The sequence below is a fragment of the Burkholderia sp. 9779_493 genome (assembly GCF_015712215.1).
Classification (GTDB): Bacteria; Pseudomonadota; Gammaproteobacteria; order Burkholderiales; family Burkholderiaceae; genus Burkholderia; species Burkholderia cenocepacia.
Map to the genome: position 1 here is coordinate 49,620 of NZ_JACCQA010000026.1, position 18,112 is coordinate 67,731.

The 18,112-nt window shown below is 67.2% G+C and carries 19 protein-coding genes and 1 pseudogene; 13 read left to right on the forward strand and 7 right to left on the reverse strand.

Going from position 1 to position 18,112, the window contains the following annotated elements:
• The first annotated feature begins 14 nt into the window (after window positions 1-14).
• The 4 genes from H0X95_RS24635 (at window position 15) to H0X95_RS24650 (ending at window position 4,522) form a co-directional block, all read left to right on the forward strand.
• On the forward strand, window positions 15-1,223 hold the full coding sequence (locus tag H0X95_RS24635; RefSeq protein WP_196446248.1) for a porin: 1,209 nt from the start codon (window positions 15-17) through the stop codon (window positions 1,221-1,223).
• A gap of 299 nt (window positions 1,224-1,522) precedes the next feature.
• Window positions 1,523-2,761: an ABC transporter substrate-binding protein gene (locus tag H0X95_RS24640; protein WP_196446249.1), complete on the forward strand. Its 1,239-nt coding sequence runs from the start codon at window positions 1,523-1,525 to the stop codon at window positions 2,759-2,761.
• Window positions 2,762-2,795: 34 nt separating this feature from the next.
• The gene (locus H0X95_RS24645; RefSeq protein WP_006480925.1) at window positions 2,796-3,665 is read left to right on the forward strand and encodes a carbohydrate ABC transporter permease; all 870 of its coding nucleotides are present in this window, start codon (window positions 2,796-2,798) and stop codon (window positions 3,663-3,665) included.
• A complete protein-coding gene (locus tag H0X95_RS24650; RefSeq protein WP_059722053.1) occupies window positions 3,662-4,522 on the forward strand; it encodes a carbohydrate ABC transporter permease in 861 nt (286 codons plus the stop codon). The genes H0X95_RS24645 and H0X95_RS24650 overlap by 4 nt, the downstream gene beginning before the upstream one ends.
• 32 nt (window positions 4,523-4,554) lie before the next feature.
• Here H0X95_RS24650 and H0X95_RS24655 read toward each other — a convergent pair whose 3' ends face one another.
• Window positions 4,555-5,577: a LacI family DNA-binding transcriptional regulator gene (locus tag H0X95_RS24655; protein WP_059722055.1), complete on the reverse strand. Its 1,023-nt coding sequence runs from the start codon at window positions 5,575-5,577 to the stop codon at window positions 4,555-4,557.
• Window positions 5,578-5,583: 6 nt separating this feature from the next.
• Here H0X95_RS24655 and H0X95_RS24660 point away from each other — a divergent pair, with 6 nt between their 5' ends.
• Window positions 5,584-6,504 carry a phosphatidylinositol-specific phospholipase C gene (locus tag H0X95_RS24660; protein WP_154641173.1) on the forward strand — a complete coding sequence of 307 codons (921 nt, stop codon included), beginning with the start codon at window positions 5,584-5,586 and terminating at the stop codon, window positions 6,502-6,504.
• 127 nt (window positions 6,505-6,631) lie between these two features.
• Window positions 6,632-7,159 (forward strand): GNAT family N-acetyltransferase, encoded by a 528-nt coding sequence (locus H0X95_RS24665; protein ID WP_006496872.1) that lies wholly within the window; start codon window positions 6,632-6,634, stop codon window positions 7,157-7,159.
• Between the two features lie 18 nt (window positions 7,160-7,177).
• On the opposite strand, the gene H0X95_RS24670 is transcribed toward H0X95_RS24665, so the two are convergent.
• On the reverse strand, window positions 7,178-8,239 hold the full coding sequence (locus H0X95_RS24670; RefSeq protein WP_058903275.1) for an alkene reductase: 1,062 nt from the start codon (window positions 8,237-8,239) through the stop codon (window positions 7,178-7,180).
• A gap of 80 nt (window positions 8,240-8,319) precedes the next feature.
• A complete protein-coding gene (locus H0X95_RS24675) occupies window positions 8,320-8,628 on the reverse strand; it encodes an ArsR/SmtB family transcription factor (RefSeq protein WP_196446250.1) in 309 nt (102 codons plus the stop codon).
• Window positions 8,629-8,877: 249 nt separating this feature from the next.
• Between H0X95_RS24675 and H0X95_RS36220 the strand changes: the two are divergent.
• From H0X95_RS36220 to H0X95_RS24690, 4 genes and pseudogenes are all read left to right on the forward strand, one after another.
• A pseudogene (locus H0X95_RS36220) lies at window positions 8,878-9,012 on the forward strand (HAD hydrolase-like protein); the annotation flags it as partial.
• Window positions 9,013-9,118: 106 nt separating this feature from the next.
• Window positions 9,119-9,589: an HAD family hydrolase gene (locus H0X95_RS24680; protein WP_269060588.1), complete on the forward strand. Its 471-nt coding sequence runs from the start codon at window positions 9,119-9,121 to the stop codon at window positions 9,587-9,589.
• A gap of 85 nt (window positions 9,590-9,674) precedes the next feature.
• Window positions 9,675-10,835 (forward strand): alpha/beta fold hydrolase, encoded by a 1,161-nt coding sequence (locus H0X95_RS24685; RefSeq protein WP_059722058.1) that lies wholly within the window; start codon window positions 9,675-9,677, stop codon window positions 10,833-10,835.
• 126 nt (window positions 10,836-10,961) lie between these two features.
• Window positions 10,962-11,303 (forward strand): 3-phosphoglycerate dehydrogenase, encoded by a 342-nt coding sequence (locus tag H0X95_RS24690; RefSeq protein WP_077175858.1) that lies wholly within the window; start codon window positions 10,962-10,964, stop codon window positions 11,301-11,303.
• Window positions 11,304-11,317: 14 nt separating this feature from the next.
• On the opposite strand, the gene H0X95_RS24695 is transcribed toward H0X95_RS24690, so the two are convergent.
• The 3 genes from H0X95_RS24695 to H0X95_RS24705 all read right to left on the reverse strand — a co-directional run bounded on the left by H0X95_RS24695 (window position 11,318) and on the right by H0X95_RS24705 (window position 13,177).
• On the reverse strand, window positions 11,318-11,779 hold the full coding sequence (locus tag H0X95_RS24695; RefSeq protein WP_006484426.1) for a cupin domain-containing protein: 462 nt from the start codon (window positions 11,777-11,779) through the stop codon (window positions 11,318-11,320).
• Window positions 11,780-11,871: 92 nt separating this feature from the next.
• The gene (locus tag H0X95_RS24700) at window positions 11,872-12,213 is read right to left on the reverse strand and encodes a cupredoxin domain-containing protein (RefSeq protein WP_006484420.1); all 342 of its coding nucleotides are present in this window, start codon (window positions 12,211-12,213) and stop codon (window positions 11,872-11,874) included.
• A gap of 19 nt (window positions 12,214-12,232) precedes the next feature.
• Window positions 12,233-13,177, reverse strand: a complete 945-nt coding sequence (locus tag H0X95_RS24705) for a metallophosphoesterase family protein (protein ID WP_058903272.1) — start codon at window positions 13,175-13,177, stop codon at window positions 12,233-12,235.
• Window positions 13,178-13,430: 253 nt separating this feature from the next.
• Between H0X95_RS24705 and H0X95_RS24710 the strand changes: the two genes are divergently transcribed.
• The 3 genes from H0X95_RS24710 to H0X95_RS24720 all read left to right on the forward strand — a co-directional run bounded on the left by H0X95_RS24710 (window position 13,431) and on the right by H0X95_RS24720 (window position 16,833).
• Window positions 13,431-13,640, forward strand: coding sequence for a hypothetical protein (locus tag H0X95_RS24710; protein WP_058903271.1), 210 nt, complete (start codon window positions 13,431-13,433; stop codon window positions 13,638-13,640).
• 80 nt (window positions 13,641-13,720) lie between these two features.
• On the forward strand, window positions 13,721-15,475 hold the full coding sequence (locus H0X95_RS24715) for an ABC transporter permease (RefSeq protein ID WP_006484435.1): 1,755 nt from the start codon (window positions 13,721-13,723) through the stop codon (window positions 15,473-15,475).
• An 11-nt stretch (window positions 15,476-15,486) separates the two neighbouring features.
• Window positions 15,487-16,833 (forward strand): ABC transporter ATP-binding protein, encoded by a 1,347-nt coding sequence (locus tag H0X95_RS24720; RefSeq protein ID WP_006496879.1) that lies wholly within the window; start codon window positions 15,487-15,489, stop codon window positions 16,831-16,833.
• A gap of 27 nt (window positions 16,834-16,860) precedes the next feature.
• On the opposite strand, the gene H0X95_RS24725 is transcribed toward H0X95_RS24720, so the two are convergent.
• Window positions 16,861-17,739 carry a MurR/RpiR family transcriptional regulator gene (locus H0X95_RS24725; RefSeq protein WP_006484428.1) on the reverse strand — a complete coding sequence of 293 codons (879 nt, stop codon included), beginning with the start codon at window positions 17,737-17,739 and terminating at the stop codon, window positions 16,861-16,863.
• Between the last annotated feature and the right edge of the window lie 373 nt (window positions 17,740-18,112).

The following is an 18,112-nucleotide window of genomic DNA, read 5'->3' on the forward strand; positions in this document are numbered from 1 at the left end:
CAGAGGGGCGGGACATGAAGAACGGACGACGACTGACCGCAGCCGCGGCCATGCTGGGCTGCCTGCACGCACACGCGCAGACTTCGGGGAGCGTGACGCTGTACGGCACCGTGGACACCGGCATCATCTATTCGACGAACCAGCAGTTCACACGCGCCGACGGCAGCACGGGCGGCGGCCATGCCTGGCAGATGGGCGGCGGCAACCTCGTGCCGTCCCGCTTCGGCTTCCAGGGCGCCGAGCCGCTCGGCGGCGGCCTCGATGCGGTGTTTACACTCGAGCAGCAGTTCCTGTCCGCGAACGGGCAGGCGCTGCAGGGCGGCACCGCATTCAGCCGGCAGGCATGGGTCGGGCTGCGCCAGGACGGAATCGGCACGCTCGGCCTCGGCCGCCAGTACGACTCGTACACCGACATGCTCGGCGCGTACGTATCGAGCAACAACTGGGCGACGCCGTACGGCTCGCATCTCGGCGACGTCGACAACCTGAATGCCGCGTTCAACTTCAACAACGCGGTGAAGTTCACCAGCGCCGATTTCAACGGCTTCACGTTCGGCGGCACGTTCAGCTTCGGCGGGCAGGCCGGCGATTTTTCCGCGAAGCGCGGCTATGCGGTGGCCGCGACGTACACGCGGGCGCCGGTGGCGTTCTCGGTCGGCTACCTCGACCTGCACCAGCCGCTCGACGCGGCGCTCGGCGGCGCGAGCGGCTATATCGGCGATTTCGCGTGCAGCAACCCGGGCGCGATGTACTGCCTGCTGCAGGATGCCGGCTCGATGCGCGCGTTCGGCGCAGGCGGGTCGGTCACGCTCGGCGCGGCGACGGTCGCGCTGACCTATACGCACACGCGGCTCGGCGACAGCCGCTATTTCTCGACCGACGCGCAGCCGCGCACGCAGGCGTTCACGTTCGACATCGGCGAGCTGAACGTCACATACATGTTCACGCCGGCGCTGCAAGGCGGCGTCGCGTACATCTTCAACGCCGCGCATACGGACGGGCGCGGCACGACGCGGTTCCACCAGGTGAACGTCGGCGCGAACTACAGCCTGTCGAAGCGCACCGCACTCTATGCGGTTGCGATCGGCCAGGTCGCGAGCGGCACGGGGCTCGGCACCGACGCGGACGGCAACGCGGTCAACTATGCGCAGATTCCGGTGCTCGCGAACAGCAATTCGAGCCGGCAGCTGGCGGTGATGGCAGGGATTCGTGTGAACTTTTGACCTCGAACGGCGGGCGGCGGCACGCCGGTCGCGTGCCGCCGTGCGGTCTTCACGGGCATGGGGCGGCATCGGGCGATCGATGGAAAGCCATGCTTGAAAAAAATCGTCCGTATGCTTGACTGAATGGACCCGGATCGACGGCATCCGCGCGTCAGGTTGCCCGGCTTGCGGCTTGCCACAATACCTTCACGGTCTGCGTGAACAATGGCGACGCTTCAGGCGACTTGACCCGTCGCCGGCGTTGCACACGTGTGCAACGCATGATTGTTCCGCTCCATACGCCGATCGAGAGAGACCACATGACCCTGCTGAGCCGCCTGCGCGCGCTGTCCGCCGCCGTTGCGCTATCCGTTGCCGCCACGCACGCCTTCGCGGCGGATCTCGTCATCGCGGGCCGCGACGACATCTACGGCAAGGGGCTGGCCGACGCCGTCGCCGGCTTCAACAAGCTGCATCCGGGCACCGAGATCGAGCTGCTCAAGCTGCCGAACGCGAACCTGTACCAGAAGCTCAAGCTGTCGATGCGCGAAGGCACCGGCGCGTACGACCTCGTGATGATGGACGACACGTGGGCGCCGGAATTCATCGGCAACGGCTGGCTGAAGCCGCTGCCCGCGTCGCTCGCGGACGCCGATCTCGTGCCGTCCGCCGTCGCGCTCGGCCGCAATGCGGCCGGTGCGCTGTACGCGCTGCCGATCGTCGGCAACGTCGAGATGTTCGCGTACCGCAAGGACCTGCTCGCGAAGTACAAGCTGCAACCGCCGCGCAACTGGGACGACGTGCTGAAGATCGCGCAGACCGTCGGCGGCGTGGACAAGAGCGTGTCGGGTGTCGTGTTCCGCGGCACGAAGGGCAACCCGGTCGTCACGGGCTTCCTGCCGATCCTGTGGGCGTACGGCGGCGACGTGTTCGACCACGCCGGCAACGTGACGATCGATTCGCGCGAAGCGCAGGCCGCGCTGAAGACGTTCCTCGCGCTGAAGGCGTTCGCGCCGAAGGACGTCGACGTGTACGGCGCGGCGGAAGTGCGCGACGCGCTGCAACGCGGCACGGCCGCGCAGTCGATCGAGGTGTGGCCGGCGTGGGTGCCGGCGCTCGACGACGCGAAGCAGTCGCGCGTGGTCGGGCAGATCGCGCTGCAGCCGCCGCCGGGGCAGACCGCGGGCCCGGCGCCGATGCTCGGCATCTGGCAGATGGGCATTCCGAAGGACGCGCCGCACGCGAAGCTCGCGCAGGATTTTCTCGCGTACCTCACCGCGCGCGACACGCAGACGCGCCTCGCCGGCATCGGCATTCCGCCGACCCGCCGCAGCGTGTTCAACGATCCGGCGCTGGTGCGCCAGTACCGCTGGTATCCGGATCAACTGAAGGCGCTCGAGGCCGGCCGTGCGCGGCCGCGTGTGAAGGACTGGCAGCAGGTCGAGAGCATTCTCGGCGATCAGTTGCAGCTCGCGCTGACGGGGCAGGCCGCGCCCGACGCCGCGCTGCGCCAGGCGCAGCAGAAGATCGCGCAGGCGACGGCCGCGGCCGGCAAGTGACGGCTCACGTCGATCCGCTGGCCGGAGCTCGCGCATGAAAGCGTTCGGCCGCAGCCTGCCGTTCGTCGCGCTGCTCGGGCCCGCGCTGTTGGTGCTCGCCGCGCTCGCGCTGTATCCGGTCGCGCAGGTGCTGATCGACTCGTTCTGCCGGGTCGACTACTCGGCCGGCCGCCGCGCGTTCGCGGGGCTCGCGAACTATCGCGCGGTGCTCGGCGACGACGCGTTCGCGGCCGGCTTCGGCAACACGTTGCGCTTCACGATCGTCGCGTCGCTCGCCGAAGTCGCGCTCGGCTTCGGTCTCGCGCTGTTGTTCGTGCGCGCGTTTCCGGGCCGACGCATCGCATTGCCGCTCGCGATCCTGCCGATGATGCTGTCCACGCTCGTGTGCTCGGCGATCTGGCGCAACTGGCTGAACTTCGACGGCTTCCTCAATGCGCTGCTCGCGGCGTTCGGCATCGAAGGCGTGCGCTGGCTGTCCGATCCGCATCTCGCGCTGTGGTCGCTCGCGCTCGTCGACGTCTGGCAGTGGACGCCGATGGCGTTCCTGATCGTGCTGGCCGGGCTGCAGTCGATTCCGCAGGAACTGTACGAAGCCGCGCGCACCGACGGCGCGAGCGAGTGGCAGTGCCTGCGCGACATCACGCTGCCGCTCGCCGCGCCGCAGATCGGCCTTGCGCTGCTGCTGCGCTCGATCGACACGTTCAAGCTGTTCGACAAGGTCTATGCGCTGACGGGCGGCGGCCCCGGCAACGCGACGCAGACGCTGTCGACCTATATCTACGACACGGGCTTCCGCTTCTTCAACGTCGGGCCGGCGAGTGCCGCGTCGGTGCTGATGCTCGCGGCGTCCGCGCTGCTGGTCTCGGGGTACGTATGGCAGACGGTTCGCAAGCGGCGCGCATGACGACGCGATCGACGGGTATCCCGCGCGCCCGAACGCGCGCCGCATTCGGTCAAACGGTGCCGTGGGCGCTGCGCATCGTCGCGCTCGCACTGTTGCTGCTGCCGTGCCTGTGGATGGCCGGCGCGGCCTTCATGCCGACGCTCGAACGCCTCGATCATCCGTTGCGGATCTGGCCGGCCGCGCCGACCGTCGAGCATTTTGCGTCGGTGTGGTCGAACGGTATCGGCGCGCCGCTGTTCAATTCGCTGCTGGTCGGCTTCGGCACGACGCTGCTCGCACTGGCGCTCGCGTTTCCGGCCGCGTATGCGCTCGTGCGGCTGCGGTTTCCGGCGCGGCTCGACCTGCTGTTCCTGGTGCTCGTGCTGGCGTTGAAGCTGATGCCGCCGATCACGATCGCGGTGCCGCTGTTCGCGCTCGCGAAGCGGCTGCACCTGCTCGATTCGACGCTCGGCCTGATGCTCGCGTATCAGATCTATGCATTGCCGATGGCGATCTGGATGCTGCTCGCGTTCGTGCGCGACGTCCCGATCGAGTACGAAGAGGCGGCGTGCATCGACGGCGCGGGGCTCGCGCGGCGGCTCGTGCAGATCGTGCTGCCGCTGTGCGCGCCGGGGCTGATCGCGACCGCGATCTTCGTGTTCATCGCGGCCTGGAACGAATTCCTGATCGCGCTGCTGTTCGTGTCGACGCCGAGCCGCTTCACGCTGCCGCTCGCGATCGCCGGCTACGTGACGGAGAACGGGATCGACTGGGGCGACCTGATGAGCGCGGGGCTGATGGCGTCGCTGCCCACGCTCGCCGTGGCCGGTTACGTGCAGCGCTACCTGTTGCGCGGGTTCGCGGGCGGATTGAAGTGACGCGCGGGGTGACCGCGCCCGGTCCTGCGTCGTCACGCGCAGCTGTTTCGCACCACCTGCGTGACCGGCACGACGCGCGTGCGCGACGGGCCGTCGAACGTCTGCAGCCGGTCCGCAAGCAGGTCGATCGCCGCGAGGGCGAGGCCGCGCGTGTCCTGCCGCAGTGTCGTCAGCCGATAGGCGTCGTATTCGGCGGCGGGGATGTCGTCGAAGCCGATCACGCGCAGGTCGTCCGGTACGCGCAAGCCGAATTCTCGGCGTGCGACGTCGATCACGCCGAGCGCGAGCAGGTCGGACGAGCAGAACACGCCGTCGGGCCGCTCGCCCGTCGCGAACAGTTGCCGCGCCGCGTCGATTCCGCCGGCGTGGGTGTCGGACGGCGTGTCGAGCACGCGGACGAGCGTCGCGTCGAATGCGTCGCGTTGCGCGAGCGCCTGTTCGAACGCCGCGGCGCGCGACCGCGCGCTGTAGCTCGTGCCGCGCGGCCCGACGAACGCGAGCCGGCGCGCGCCGGCCCGCACGAGCCGCTGCGCGGCGTGGACCGCGCCCGCCGCGTTGTCGCTGACGACCACGTCCGCGCCCGGCAGGTTCGCTTCGCGGTTGATCATCACGACCGGAATCCGGTGTTCGAGATACTGCTGCGCGACCGACAGCGGCGGCGACGCGGACGTCATCACGAGGCCCGCGATCCGATAGCTGAGCAGTTGTTCGAGCGATTGCCGGATCTGGCGCGGGTCTTCCGCATTGGTCACGAGCGGCGTGAGCGCGCGCTGCCCGAGCGCGGCCATCAGGTCCGACAGCAGCCGCGCGCGAAACGGGTTCTCGAATCCGGCCGTCACGACGCCGATCATGCTGCTGCGCTGCGTGATCATGTCGCGCGCGATCAGGTTGACCTGGTAGCCCAGCGCCCGCGCGGCGACCATCACGCGTTCGCGTGTTTGCGGCGCGATGCTTGCCGTCGGCGAGAACGCGCGCGACACTGCGGAGCGTGAGACGCCGGCCCGCGCCGCGACATCCGACGCCGTGACCCACGGTTTTCTTTCCTTGTCATTCATCGATTCATGATCCCTTCGAGCCACGATACGTGCGTGCCGCCTGCCGACTGGATGTCGGCGCTCGACGACGCGCGGCCGCTGCATACGCTGACCCTACCGGGCAGCCATGACACCTGTGCGTATACGGTCGACGATTTGCTCGTGCGCACGCAGCGCGCGCCGCTCGAGGCGCAGCTCGCGCATGGCGTGCGGCTGCTCGACATCCGCTGCCGGCACGTGCGCGATGCGTTCGACATCCATCACGGCGGCATCGCGCTCGGCATGACGTTCGACGACGTGCTGGCAACCTGTACGCGCTTTCTCGATGCGCATCCGCGCGAATGCATCGTGATGTCGGTGAAGGACGAATGGCCGGCGCATGCGTGCACGCGCGGTTTCGATGCGACGTTCGACGCGCATCGCGCGCGGCATCCGCGGCTGCGCTGGCATGCCGGCGGCACGCTGCCGACGCTCGGCGACGTGCGCGGCGCGGTCGTGCTGTTGCGGCGCTTTCGCAGCGGCCGGCCGCTCGGCATCGACCTGACCGCGTGGCCCGACAACGCGACGTTCACGATCGACCATCCGGACGGCGCGTTCGTGATCCAGGACGAGTATCGCGTGCCGGTGGCCGCATCGATCGCATGGAAGTGGCGTGCGATCGACGCGTTGCTGACGCATCTGCCGCTGCCGGACAGCGGCCGCTGGGCGCTCAATTTCTGCAGCGGAACGGGGATGGGCGCGAATCCGTCGGTGGTCGCACACGGCGATGGCCGCGTGCCGGGCATTCATGCGCGACTGGCCGAGCGCTTGCGCGAACAGCGCGGCCCGTACGGCGCGATGCTGCTCGATTTCTGCGATGACGACGACTGGACGCTGGTGCGCGCGCTGATCGAATGCAACGCTCACACGCCGGAGCAGGGCGTCTGGCGCAAGGCGTTTCGCTGTTAGCGGGCGGCGGGTCGCCGGGGCTGCCGCGGCTGGCGAACCCCGTGGATCGGGCGTTCGAAACAAACGATACGTATGAGGTTTCGATTATAGTGACGGCCGTCCCGGACTGCCTGCCCGAATTGCCGTCATGCCTGCATCGATCCTGATTCGCCCCGCCACGCGGGAAGACGCGGCCGCGATGGCCGCCGTGGAAGTGGCCGCCGCGCAGCGGTTTCGCGAGGTCGGCATGGCCGACATCGCCGACGGCGAGCCGACCGATGCGGCTGCCGTGCTCATGCGGATCGACGACGGTCGCGCGTACGTCGCGGTCGATTCGCAAGGCACGTGCGTCGGGTTCGCGTTCTACCGGCTGCTCGATGCGCAGCGGCTGTATCTGGAGGAACTGGATGTCGCGCCGTCGCATGCGGGGCAGCGGATCGGCGCGCGCCTGATCGAGCGGATCATGACGCGCGCCGCGCAAGACGGCATCGTTGAGGTCGTGCTGTCGACGTTCCGCGACGCGCCGTGGAACGCCCCTTATTACGCGCGCCTCGGTTTTCACATCATCGACGACGCATCTCTCGACGACGCGCTGCGCGCGATCCGCGCGCACCACGTCGCGCTCGGTCTCGACGAAACGCAGCGCGTGTTCATGCGTGCCGACGTGCGCGCCTGAACCCGCGCCGTTCTACCGTCAGGCCGCGTCGCTCAGCGCCGGGTAGTCGGTGTAGCCCGTTTCGCCTTCCGCGTAGAACGTCTCCGGCACCGGCTTGTTGAGCGGCGCGCCGATTTCGAGGCGGCGCGGCAGGTCCGGGTTCGCGATGAACAGCTTGCCCCAGGCGATCGCGTCGGCGCTGCCGTTCGCGAGCGCGGCCTGCGCGGTGTCGAGCGTGAACTGCTCGTTCGCGATCAGCGGGCCGCCGAATGCTTCCTTCAGGCGCGGGCTCAACTGGTCGCCCGAATACGATTCGCGCGTGAAGATGAACGCGATCTTGCGGCGACCGAGTTCGCGCGCGACGTAACCGAACGTGGCCGCCGGATCGGAGTCGCCCATCGTATGCGCGTCGCCGCGCGGTGCGAGATGCACGCCGACGCGGCCGGCACCCCACACGTCGATCGCCGCGTCGACCACTTCGAGCAGCAGGCGCGCGCGATTCTCGACCGGGCCGCCGTACGCATCGGTGCGGCGATTGGTGCTGTCCTGCAGGAACTGGTCGAGCAGGTAGCCGTTCGCGCCGTGAATTTCCACGCCGTCGAAGCCCGCTGCCTTCGCATTCTCGGCGCCCTTGCGGTACGCGGCGACGATGCCCGGAATTTCGTCGAGTTCGAGGGCGCGCGGCGTCACGAACGGGCGCGGCGGACGCACGAGGCTCACGTGGCCGCCCGCGGCGATCGCGCTCGGCGCGACCGGCAGGTCGCCGTTCAGGAACATCGGATCGGAGATCCGGCCGACGTGCCAGAGTTGCAGCACGATGCGCCCGCCGGCCACATGCACGGCCTGCGTGATCTGCTTCCAGCCTTCGACCTGTTCGTCGGACCAGATGCCCGGCGTGTCGGCATAGCCGACGCCTTGCGGCGTGACCGACGTCGCTTCGGTAATGATCAGGCCGGCCGATGCGCGCTCGGCGTAGTAGCGCGCCATCAGCGCGTTCGGCACACGCGTCGCGCCCGCACGGGAGCGGGTGAGCGGCGCCATCACGATGCGGTTCGGCAGGGTCAGGTCGCCGAGGGTAACGGGATCGAACAGCGTGGGCATGACAGATAACCTCTTCACGAAAGGCGGGAAGCCGTCGCGTCGTGTGCGATGGCGCCCCGCATGGCCGGTTCGGCCGTTGGCTAGAGTTCGCGGCGCAGGGCGTCGTGAAATGCGTCGATGACGGCCTCGTTGCGCTGGAAGAACGCCCATTGGCCGATCCGCGTCGACGTCACGAGCCCCGCGCGCTGCAACGTCGCGAGGTGCGCGGAGACGGTCGACTGCGACAGCCCGCAGCGCGCGTCGATCTGGCTCGCGCAGACGCCGTGTTCGTACGGCAGCGTCTGCTGCGGGAAATGCTCGCCGGGCGTTTTCAGCCAGACGAGGATCTCCCGGCGCACGGGGTTCGAGAGCGCTTTCAGGATCGCGTCGATGTCGAGTTCGGTCGGCATGGAAAGGCTGGGTGTTTCGGTCAGGCAGACGGGTATCGTCGATGGGCGAATCATATATCGTGTTTTGACGATATGTTTGTAAGCACTACCGGCAATGGGGTTGATAGCGTGCGACGATCTTGGGGGCGGATCAACGCCGGGCGACGCGCCTTCAACGCGGCCGCCCGGTTTCAGGTCATCTCGTCGGCGATCTCATCTCGCCGCGCGCGTAACATATGTGGCATCGCGCTTTGCTTACGGAGTTCTTTCATGTCGGTTCGGGCCGTCATATTCGATTTCGACCTGACGCTGGCGGATTCGTCCGCCGCGATCATCGAATGCACCCGGTACGCGCTGGATCAACTCGACGCCGCCGGCCCGACACCCGCGCAGATCGGCGCCGTGATCGGACTGCCGCTGCCGGACATGTTCCGTTCGTTGACGGGCGAGACCGTGGCGGCGCGGGCCGATGCGTTCGCGCGGCACTTCGTCGCGCGCGCCGAACGAGATCATGGTGCCCGGCACCCACATCTATCCCGAAGTGCCGCCGCTGCTCGCGGCGTTGCGCGAGCAAGGGCTTGCCGTCGCGATCGTGTCGTCGAAGTTTCGCTACCGGATCGACGCGATTCTCGAACGCAACGGCTTGCAATCGATGGTCGACGTGTTGATCGGCGGGGAGGACGTGCAACGCCACAAGCCGGACCCGGAAGGGCTCGTGCAGGCACTGGCGCGGCTCGGTTTGCCCGCCGCCGCCGCGATCTACGTCGGCGACCATGCAGTGGACGCGCAGGCGGCCGAGCGGGCCGGCGTGCCGTTCGTCGGCGCGGTGAGCGGGATGACGTCGTTCGACGCGTGGGCGCGCGCCGGCAAGCAGGCGGTAGCGACGCATATCGGCGAACTGGTCGGCATCGTGCAGCAGCTGCAGCGTCGAGCGGGCGAAGCGTGCGCCGACGCCGAACCGGGTGCGCAGCCGGCCGGCTGACCCGTTTTCGGCAACGGGCCGGCAGCGCGCGACGGATTCTGCGACCATCGCCGTTCAAGTCATATTCGCCACCCGAGCCGCCGCCATGTCCGCCATTTCCGTCGCCTTTGCCCGCCTCCGACGCTTGCGTGCGTTGCAGCTCGCCCGAGCCCTGTCGTTCGCCGTTCCGCTCGCGGTCGCCGCCGTCGGCATGCCGGGCGGCGCGCAGGCCGAAGCCGCCACGCCCACGCAGCGCGAACGTCTCGAAGCGCCGGTCAAGGCCATCGCCGACCGGCGCTTGGCCGTCGACACGCCGCAGGGCCGCGCGGAGCTGCCCGTCTACGCGGACCATCCGCTCGACCAGGCCGCACCCGACGTCACGCGCGTGTTCATCGTGATTCACGGCACGCTCCGTAACGCCGACGCGTATTACGCATCGGGGCGCAAGGTCGTCGAAAAGGCCGGGGCGGCCGGCGCGGGCACGATGGTGGTCGCACCGCAGTTCCTGACCCGTGCCGACGCGCGCGCCTTTTCGTTGTCCGCATCGACGCTCGCGTGGACGCAGGAAGGATGGAAAGGCGGCGAACCGGCGCGCGAGCCGGGCCCGGTCAGCTCGTTCGCGGCGCTCGACGCGTTGCTCGCGCATTTCGCCGATCGCGGCCTGTACCCGTCGTTGTCGACGGTCGTCGTGATCGGTCATTCCGCCGGTGCACAGTTGCTGCAGCGTTATGCGGTGGCCGGGCGCGAAGGCGACGCACTGGCGCGTGCCGGCATTGCCGTGCGTTACGTGGTCGCGAATCCGTCGAGCTACCTGTATTTCGACGATGAACGGCCGAATGCCGACGCGCTTGCCGGCGGCGCCTGTCCGCGCGCGACCGAATGGAAGTACGGGTTGAAATCGGCGCCGCCTTATGTCGCGTCGCAGGACGTGCGCGATCTCGAAACGCGCTACGTCGCACGCCATGTCGTGTACCTGCTCGGGCAGGCGGACACGAATCCAACCACGCATTTCATCGACCGCTCGTGCGCGGCGATGGCGCAGGGGCCGTACCGGCTGGCGCGCGGGCTCGCGTATTTCGATTACCTGAAGAAGCGGCATCCGGACGATCTCGCGCAGCAGGTGGTCGAAGTGCCGGGTGTCGGGCACGACGGCGTCGGCATGTTCACGTCCGCTTGCGGGCTGGCCGTGTTGTTCGGGCATGCGCTGCCTCGATCGTGTCCGGTCGTCGCCGGCACCGCGCCGGCGCTGCGCGCGGCGGGGCAGTGAGCCTGCATGCGACGCGCGTGAGCGACGGAAAAAGATCAATCAGAAAAATGCACGAATCCGCACGTTAAATTCATTTCCCGGTTCGGCGCTCGCGGTTCAGGATGACGGTGTTCACAGGAGCGCCCCATGGACATCACGATCCTCGACGATCATTTCGACACGCTGTGTGCGCTGCCGAGCTTTCGCAAGCCGGATGCGCAGCCGATCCACGTAGTCCACCCGAAGGCGTCCGAGCGCGAAGCGGCGTCGCTCGAGCCGTTGATCGACGACCTGCTCGAATGGATCGGGCCCGCCGCGCGGCCGTACGATGAGGTGATCGATGCGTGGCGCACGTCGTGCCCGCGCCTGCCGGTGTGGGAGGAAGCCTGCGCGCGCGGCTACGTGGTCCGGCGTCATACACCTGGCGGCGTGGCGGAAGTGGCGGTGACCCCGGCCGGCCGCGCGCGCCTGCGGGCCCGGCGGGCGTGACCGACGCGCAGGTGTCACGCGTCCGGGTACGGCGTGCCGTCCTTGTGCAGAAACCGGCCGTCGCGGCTCGGGCTCATCATGTCGATGTCCGGGCACGTGATCACGTCGTCCGGCGAGCGCGAGCCGACCTCGAGATAGACGGCGACCGCATCCGACCGGTTGACCAGATGATGGCCGTTACCCGAATTTTTCGGAAACGCCGCGCAGTCGCCCGCGCGCAGCACGGTTTCACCACCGTCCTCGATCATCACGAGCTCGCCTGCGAGCACGTAGACGAATTCGTCCTCGTCGGAATGCCAGTGGCGCTGCGACGACCAGCCGCCTGGCGGCACGCGCATCAGGTTGACGCCGAAATCGCGCAGGCCGCCGGCGTCGCCGAGACGCTGGCGGATGCGCTGCGCGCACGGCGCATCGAACGGCCGCGGATAGCCGCTGCCGCGGCGTTCGGGCACGGTACCGAGATCGATCCTTGGCATGGACGGCTCCGTCTGCCTCGCGGGCGAAGGGGACGACAGTCATTGTAGGCGGCGGCCGCCCGTCGTTCGCCCGCGGTGCGTGGCAGGCCGCGTCATTCGACGGTGATCGTTTCCTTCATGTACGGATGAATACCGCAGAACACCTTGTAGACACCCGGCTTGTCGAAGCGGAACGAATACGTCTCGTCCTGGTCGAGCGCCTTCGAATGAAAGATGCCGGCGTCGTTGACGACGGTATGCGGCTCCGCGTCGAGGTTCTTCCACGTGATGGTCGTGCCGGCCTTGATCGTGGTCGACATCGGCGAAAACATGAAATTGCGGATCGTCACGAGCGGGCCGTTCGGGCCCTGCGCGAACGCGGCGGGCGGCGTGCAGGCAGCGGCGCCGCACAGGATCAGCACGGCGACGATTCGGTGGCGTTGGAAGCGGATCATGTCGTTCTCCTTATATCGATCACGCGAGCGTCGCATCGTGCAGCGACGACGCGACCGGATGGCCGGCAAACTCGACGGTCGTCACGCCGAGCATCGACGGCAGCCGGTCGTGCGGCACCGTGAGCGGCACGGGGCCCGGGCCGTTGCCGGCCGTCGGCTGCGGGAACGCGGTCGAGCGGGCGGTGTGGAACGTCACGTTGCCCTCGACCTTCGACACGATCTGATGGATGTGCCCGTTCAGGACGGTGACCGAGCCGAAGCGGCGCAGCAATGCCATCGTCTGCGGCGCGTCGCCGGTGCCCCAGCCCCACGGTTCGTAGATGGTCCACATCGGCATGTGCGAGAACACGACGATCGGCGTGCTCGACGAGCGGCCTTTCAGGTCTTGCGCGAGCCACGCGAGCTGCTCGTCGCCGAAGCTGCCGAGCCCGTTCGGCTTGAAGTGCATCACGTTGACGAGGCCGATGAAGTGCACGCCCGCGTGGTCGAAGCTGTAATAGCCGCGGTTGTCCGACGCCTTGCCGAACCGGCCGAAATATTCGGCGCCCGACCCGTCGGTGACGTCGTGTTCGCCGGGCACCGTATGCAGTTCCGTCACGCGCAGCGCGGACAGCAACTGCGACGCGTGATCGAATTCCTCGGGTTTGGACAGGTGCGTGATGTCGCCGGTGTGGATCGTCAGCGCCGGCAGCGCGGGCATCCCGTTGACGAGGTCGATCGTCTGCTTCAGCGTGGCCGACACGTCCGGATTCGCGTCCTTGTTGAAGCCGATGTGCGTATCGCTGATCTGCACGAACAGCGGCCGGCCCGCGTCGGCCGGGCGCGCATCGCCGGCTTGCGCAAGCGCGAGGTCGAACGGCGTGAGGATGCCGCCCGACAACGTGAACAGCGTACCGAGGCCGCCGAAGGCCATGCATTGCAGGGCCTTGCGGCGCGACGGGCGGGTGGGGGTCGATGAAGACATGTGAGCCTCGCATTCGTGTGACGAAACCGGACGGCCGGATCGTCCTGGAATAAGCCGGCGCATTCGCATGCGATACCGGCGAAGCGGCGGATTTATTCCCGCCCGTTACGAGGTTGAACACTCGCATTGACAGCCGACGGGGCGATGCACGATTCCGCCCGGATGAGCCGTCAATGTCCTGTAAGTGACACGTCACATTTGCGTCACGGCCGCCCGATAGCCTCCCACTCCGAACCCCTCTCCGGAGCCCTTCATGCCGAACCTCGCGGCAACGGAAACGGGCGGTGCGGTCGCTCACCGCACACGCGCCCTCGGCCTCGCGCTGCTTTTTCTGATCGTTGCCTGCGGCATCGTCGGTGTCGGCATTCATCCCGGTGCCGGTCTTCGTTTCGTCAAGGACGGTGCGGTGCGGCGGTTCGCGTTGCCGGCCACCTCATACCGGCCACTGCACGGGCTGTTCTGATTCGCACCGCGAGTGCGACGCCCGGCTGCGCGACAGGCGGCCGACCCCATCGATTTTCAATTCCACACAAGACGCTACCGATGGATATCCGTTTCTTCGATCCGAATCGCACTGCCAACGCGTCGGCGTGGCGCGTGCTGCCCAACCGCTGGGATGCGGTCGCGTTTCCGCTGATCATTTGCGTGCTGGCGATGGCGATCGTCGGTTTTCACGAGACGATGGCGCCGATCGGCGTACTCCAGACGCAGAAGATCTCGCTCGATCCGTCGAACCTGCCCGAATACGCGCTGCGCACCACGCTGCGGATGCTCGCCGCGATGATCGCGTCGCTCGTATTCACGCTTGTCTATGGCACGCTCGCGGCCAAGAGCCGCCGCGCGGGCATGGTGCTGATCCCGATCCTCGACATCCTGCAGTCGGTGCCGGTGCTCGGCTACATCTCGTTTACCGTCACGTTCTTCCTCGCGCTGTTTCCGGGCCGCGTGCTCGGCGCCGAGCTGGCCGCGATCTTCGCGATCTTCACGAGCCAGGCGTGGAACATGACGTTCAGCTTCTACCAGTCGCTGCGCACGGTGCCGCGCGACCTGAGCGAAGTGTCGCGCGGCTTTCACCTGACGCCGTGGCAGCGCTTCTGGAAGCTCGAGGTGCCGTTCTCGATGCCCGGCCTGATCTGGAACATGATGATGTCGATGTCGGGCGGCTGGTTCTTCGTCGTCGCATCCGAGGCGATCACCGTCGGCAACCAGACGATCACGCTGCCGGGCATCGGTGCGTATCTCGCGCAGGCGATCGCGGACAAGAATCTCGGCGCGGTCGGCTGGGTGATCGTCGCGATGTCGGTCGTGATCCTCGCGTACGACCAGTTCCTGTTCCGTCCGCTCGTCGCGTGGGCCGACAAGTTCCGGATGGAGAACACCGCGTCGGGCGATGCGCCGCAATCGTGGCTGCTCGACATGATGCGTCGCACGCACCTGATCCATCAGTTGCTCGTGCCGGCCGGCTGGCTGCTGTCGCAGGCCGCGCGGATTCCGCTGCGCGTGCCGTCGCTGGCGGGTACGCGCGTGCGCGGCGCATCGTCGCGCCGTTCGTCGCGCATCGGCGACATCGTGTGGGGCGCGTTCGTGATCGCGCTGACGCTGTACGTCGTGTGGCGCGTCGTCAGTTTCGTCGCGACCGGCGTGACGATGGGCGAGGTGGGCCACGTGCTCGTGCTCGGGCTGATCACGCTGCTGCGCGTGCTGGTGCTGATCGCGATCGCGTCGGTGATCTGGGTGCCGCTCGGCGTGCTGATCGGGCTGCGCCCGAAGCTCGCCGAGAAGATCCAGCCGCTCGCGCAATTCCTCGCCGCGTTTCCGGCGAACCTGCTGTTCCCGGTGTTCGTGATCGTCATCGTCCACTTCCACCTGAACGCGGACATCTGGCTGTCGCCGCTGATCGTGCTCGGCACGCAGTGGTACATCCTGTTCAACGTGATCGCCGGCGCGATGTCCTATCCGAACGACTACAAGGAAGCGACGAAGAATTTCCGCATCCGCGGCTGGCAGTGGTGGCGCCAGGCGATGCTGCCCGGCATCTTCCCGTACTACGTGACCGGCGCGATCACCGCGTCGGGCGGCGCTTGGAACGCGAGCATCGTGTCCGAGTTCGTGCAATGGGGCGATACGAAGGTCGTCGCGCACGGCCTGGGCTCGTATATCGCTCAAACGACCGCCGCCGGCGATTTCCCGAAGATCATCCTCGGCATCGCCGTGATGTCCCTGTTCGTTACCTTGTTCAACCGCCTGCTGTGGCGTCCGATGTACGCCTATGCGGAATCCCGGCTCCGTCTCGATTGAGAGTAAGCGCGATGCAAAATTCGACCGTTATCAACGCCCCCGTCAAGACGTCCCAGCCGCTGCAGCCGCCGCGGCTCGGTGAAGAAATCCTGCGCGTCGAGCACGTGAACCGCGGCTTCAACAAGACGCAGGGCGAGCTGCTCGTGCTCGACGACGCGAACCTGTCGCTGCGCGAAGGCGAGATCGTCGGCCTGCTCGGCCGCTCGGGCTCGGGGAAATCGACGCTGTTGCGCATCATCGCCGGCCTGATCGAGCCGACCGGCGGCGAAGTGACCTACCTCGGCAAGCCGCTGCGCGGCCCGGCCGAAGGCGTCGCGATGGTGTTCCAGACCTTCGCGCTGTTCCCGTGGCTGACCGTGTTGCAGAACGTGGAAGCCGGGCTGGAGGCGCTCGGCGTCGGCGCGCGCGAGCGGCGCGAACGTGCGCTCGCCGCGATCGACCTGATCGGTCTCGACGGTTTCGAGAACGCGTATCCGCGCGAGCTGTCGGGCGGGATGCGCCAGCGCGTCGGTTTTGCGCGCGCGCTCGTCGTCGACCCGACCATTCTGCTGATGGACGAGCCGTTTTCCGCGCTCGACGTGCTGACGGCTGAAACGCTGCGTACCGATTTGCTGGACCTGTGGACGCAAGGCCGGATGCCGATCAAGTCGGTGCTGATCGTCACGCACAACATCGAGGAAGCGGTGTTCATGTGCGACCGGATTCTCGTGCTGTCGTCGAATCCGGGCCGCGTGATCGCCGAGATCAAGGTGCCGTTCAAGCATCCGCGTAACCGGCTCGATGCCGATTTCCGCAAGCTCGTCGACGACATCTACGCGAAGATGACCGCGCGCCAGACCGGCGAGGCGACGAAGAAGGGGCTCGAGCTGGGTAGCTGGATGCCGCGTGTGTCGACCAACCTGATGGCCGGCCTGATCGAAACGCTCGCGATGGCGCCGTACCATGGCCGCGCCGACATGCCGGAAATCGCACGCTCGCTGCATCTGGAGGTCGATGAACTGTTCCCGATCGCGGAAGTGCTGCAGCACCTCGGCTTCGCGGACGTGCGCGAGGGCGACGTGTTTCTGACGCCGCCCGCCCGCGTGTTCGCGGAATTCGGCACGCAGGAGCGCAAGCTGATGTTCGCCGATCACCTGCTGAAGCACGTGCCGCTCGCGGCGCGAATCAGGAAGGTGCTGAACGAGCGTCCGGGCCATCGTGCGCCGCGCGTGCGCTTCGAGCAGGAGCTGGAGGATTTTCTGTCCGACGAGGCGGCGGAGGAAACGCTCGATGCGGTGATCGACTGGGGGCGGTATGGGGAGGTCTTTTCGTATAACGACAAGACGGAAGTGTTCAGTCTGGAGGATGTCGAGAGCTGATCCCTGCCGGCGGAGGGTGACGCGTCATCACTCCGGCAAATCCCGCCGGCTCACATCCCACTCGATCCCGCCCGCATTGAGCTGCTCGATCTTCTCCATCCGCTGCCGCGCCAGTTCCGGCAGCCGGTTCGTCACACCGATCACCAGCGCTTCGGCGAGCGCCAGCGCCGGCACGTTGGTCTGCAGCATCGCGAAAGGGCGGCCCTGGATGCGCAGCACGATCTCCGCGAACTCGCCGATCGGCGAGCGCCATTCGTCGGTGATCAGCAGGATTCGCGCGCCGAGTTGGTGCGCAGCCTGCGCGAAGCGGATGCTGTCCTTCTGGTAACGGCGAAAATCGAAGATCACGAGTACGTCGTTGCGCCCCATGTCGGCCAGCGCGACGGACGCGAGATTCACGTTCGGCTCGACGTACTGCACGTGCGGCCGCGCATAGGCCAGCGTGAACGAGAACAGCGACGCAAGCGGCGCCGTATAGCGCCCGCCGCCGCAGAAGACGCGCACGTCCGGATCGGCCAGCACCGCCACGGCTGCGTCGAACGCGGCCGCGTCGAGCCCGTCGATCGTCGTCGCGAGCGATTCGGACAGCCGCTGGAAAATCGCCGCGTGACTGTCGCGCATGCCCGTTTCCGAGTGGAACGCATCCATCCGCGCGAGCGGCGAATTCATCGCGGTGTCGATCTCGTCGTGCAGCGCCTGCTGGAACGACGAGTAGTTCGGAAAACCGATCCGGACGACGAAGCGGAACACGGTCGGGTCGCTGACTTCCGCCTGCTTCGCAACCTGCGCGATGGGGCCCAGCCCCAGACTGGGATAGCGATCCAGCAACGCCTGCGCGACCTTCTGTTCCGACGGCGTGAAGCTATCCATTTGGGATAACAGCAACGCCCTGATGCTCGTCCCCATCGGCACTCCGGCTCTCTATCTGAATTGAATGACCCAATGAAACGGCAGACGGGCGTCTGCCGGCAACTGCACGCATGTTAGCCGATCGCGGGGCGGCAGGCCGCGTGCGGTTTCAAATTAGAGGGACGCATCACCTGCCCAGACGATATGTTCATATATGTAATAAATCAAACATGCTTCACCCGATGTATCTCGGATGTTTCGCTTTAAATTCAGTGGTTACCCTAGGTTTTGGTACAAAAAAGCGAATGATATGATCGCGGCCTCATTGAAATGTATCGTTTATTACATGTCGAATCGGCAGCGTCGACCAACCAATTGCGCGGTCGACGCATCCCGGCATGGCCCGGTTTATTCGTCTGGAGGATTCCGT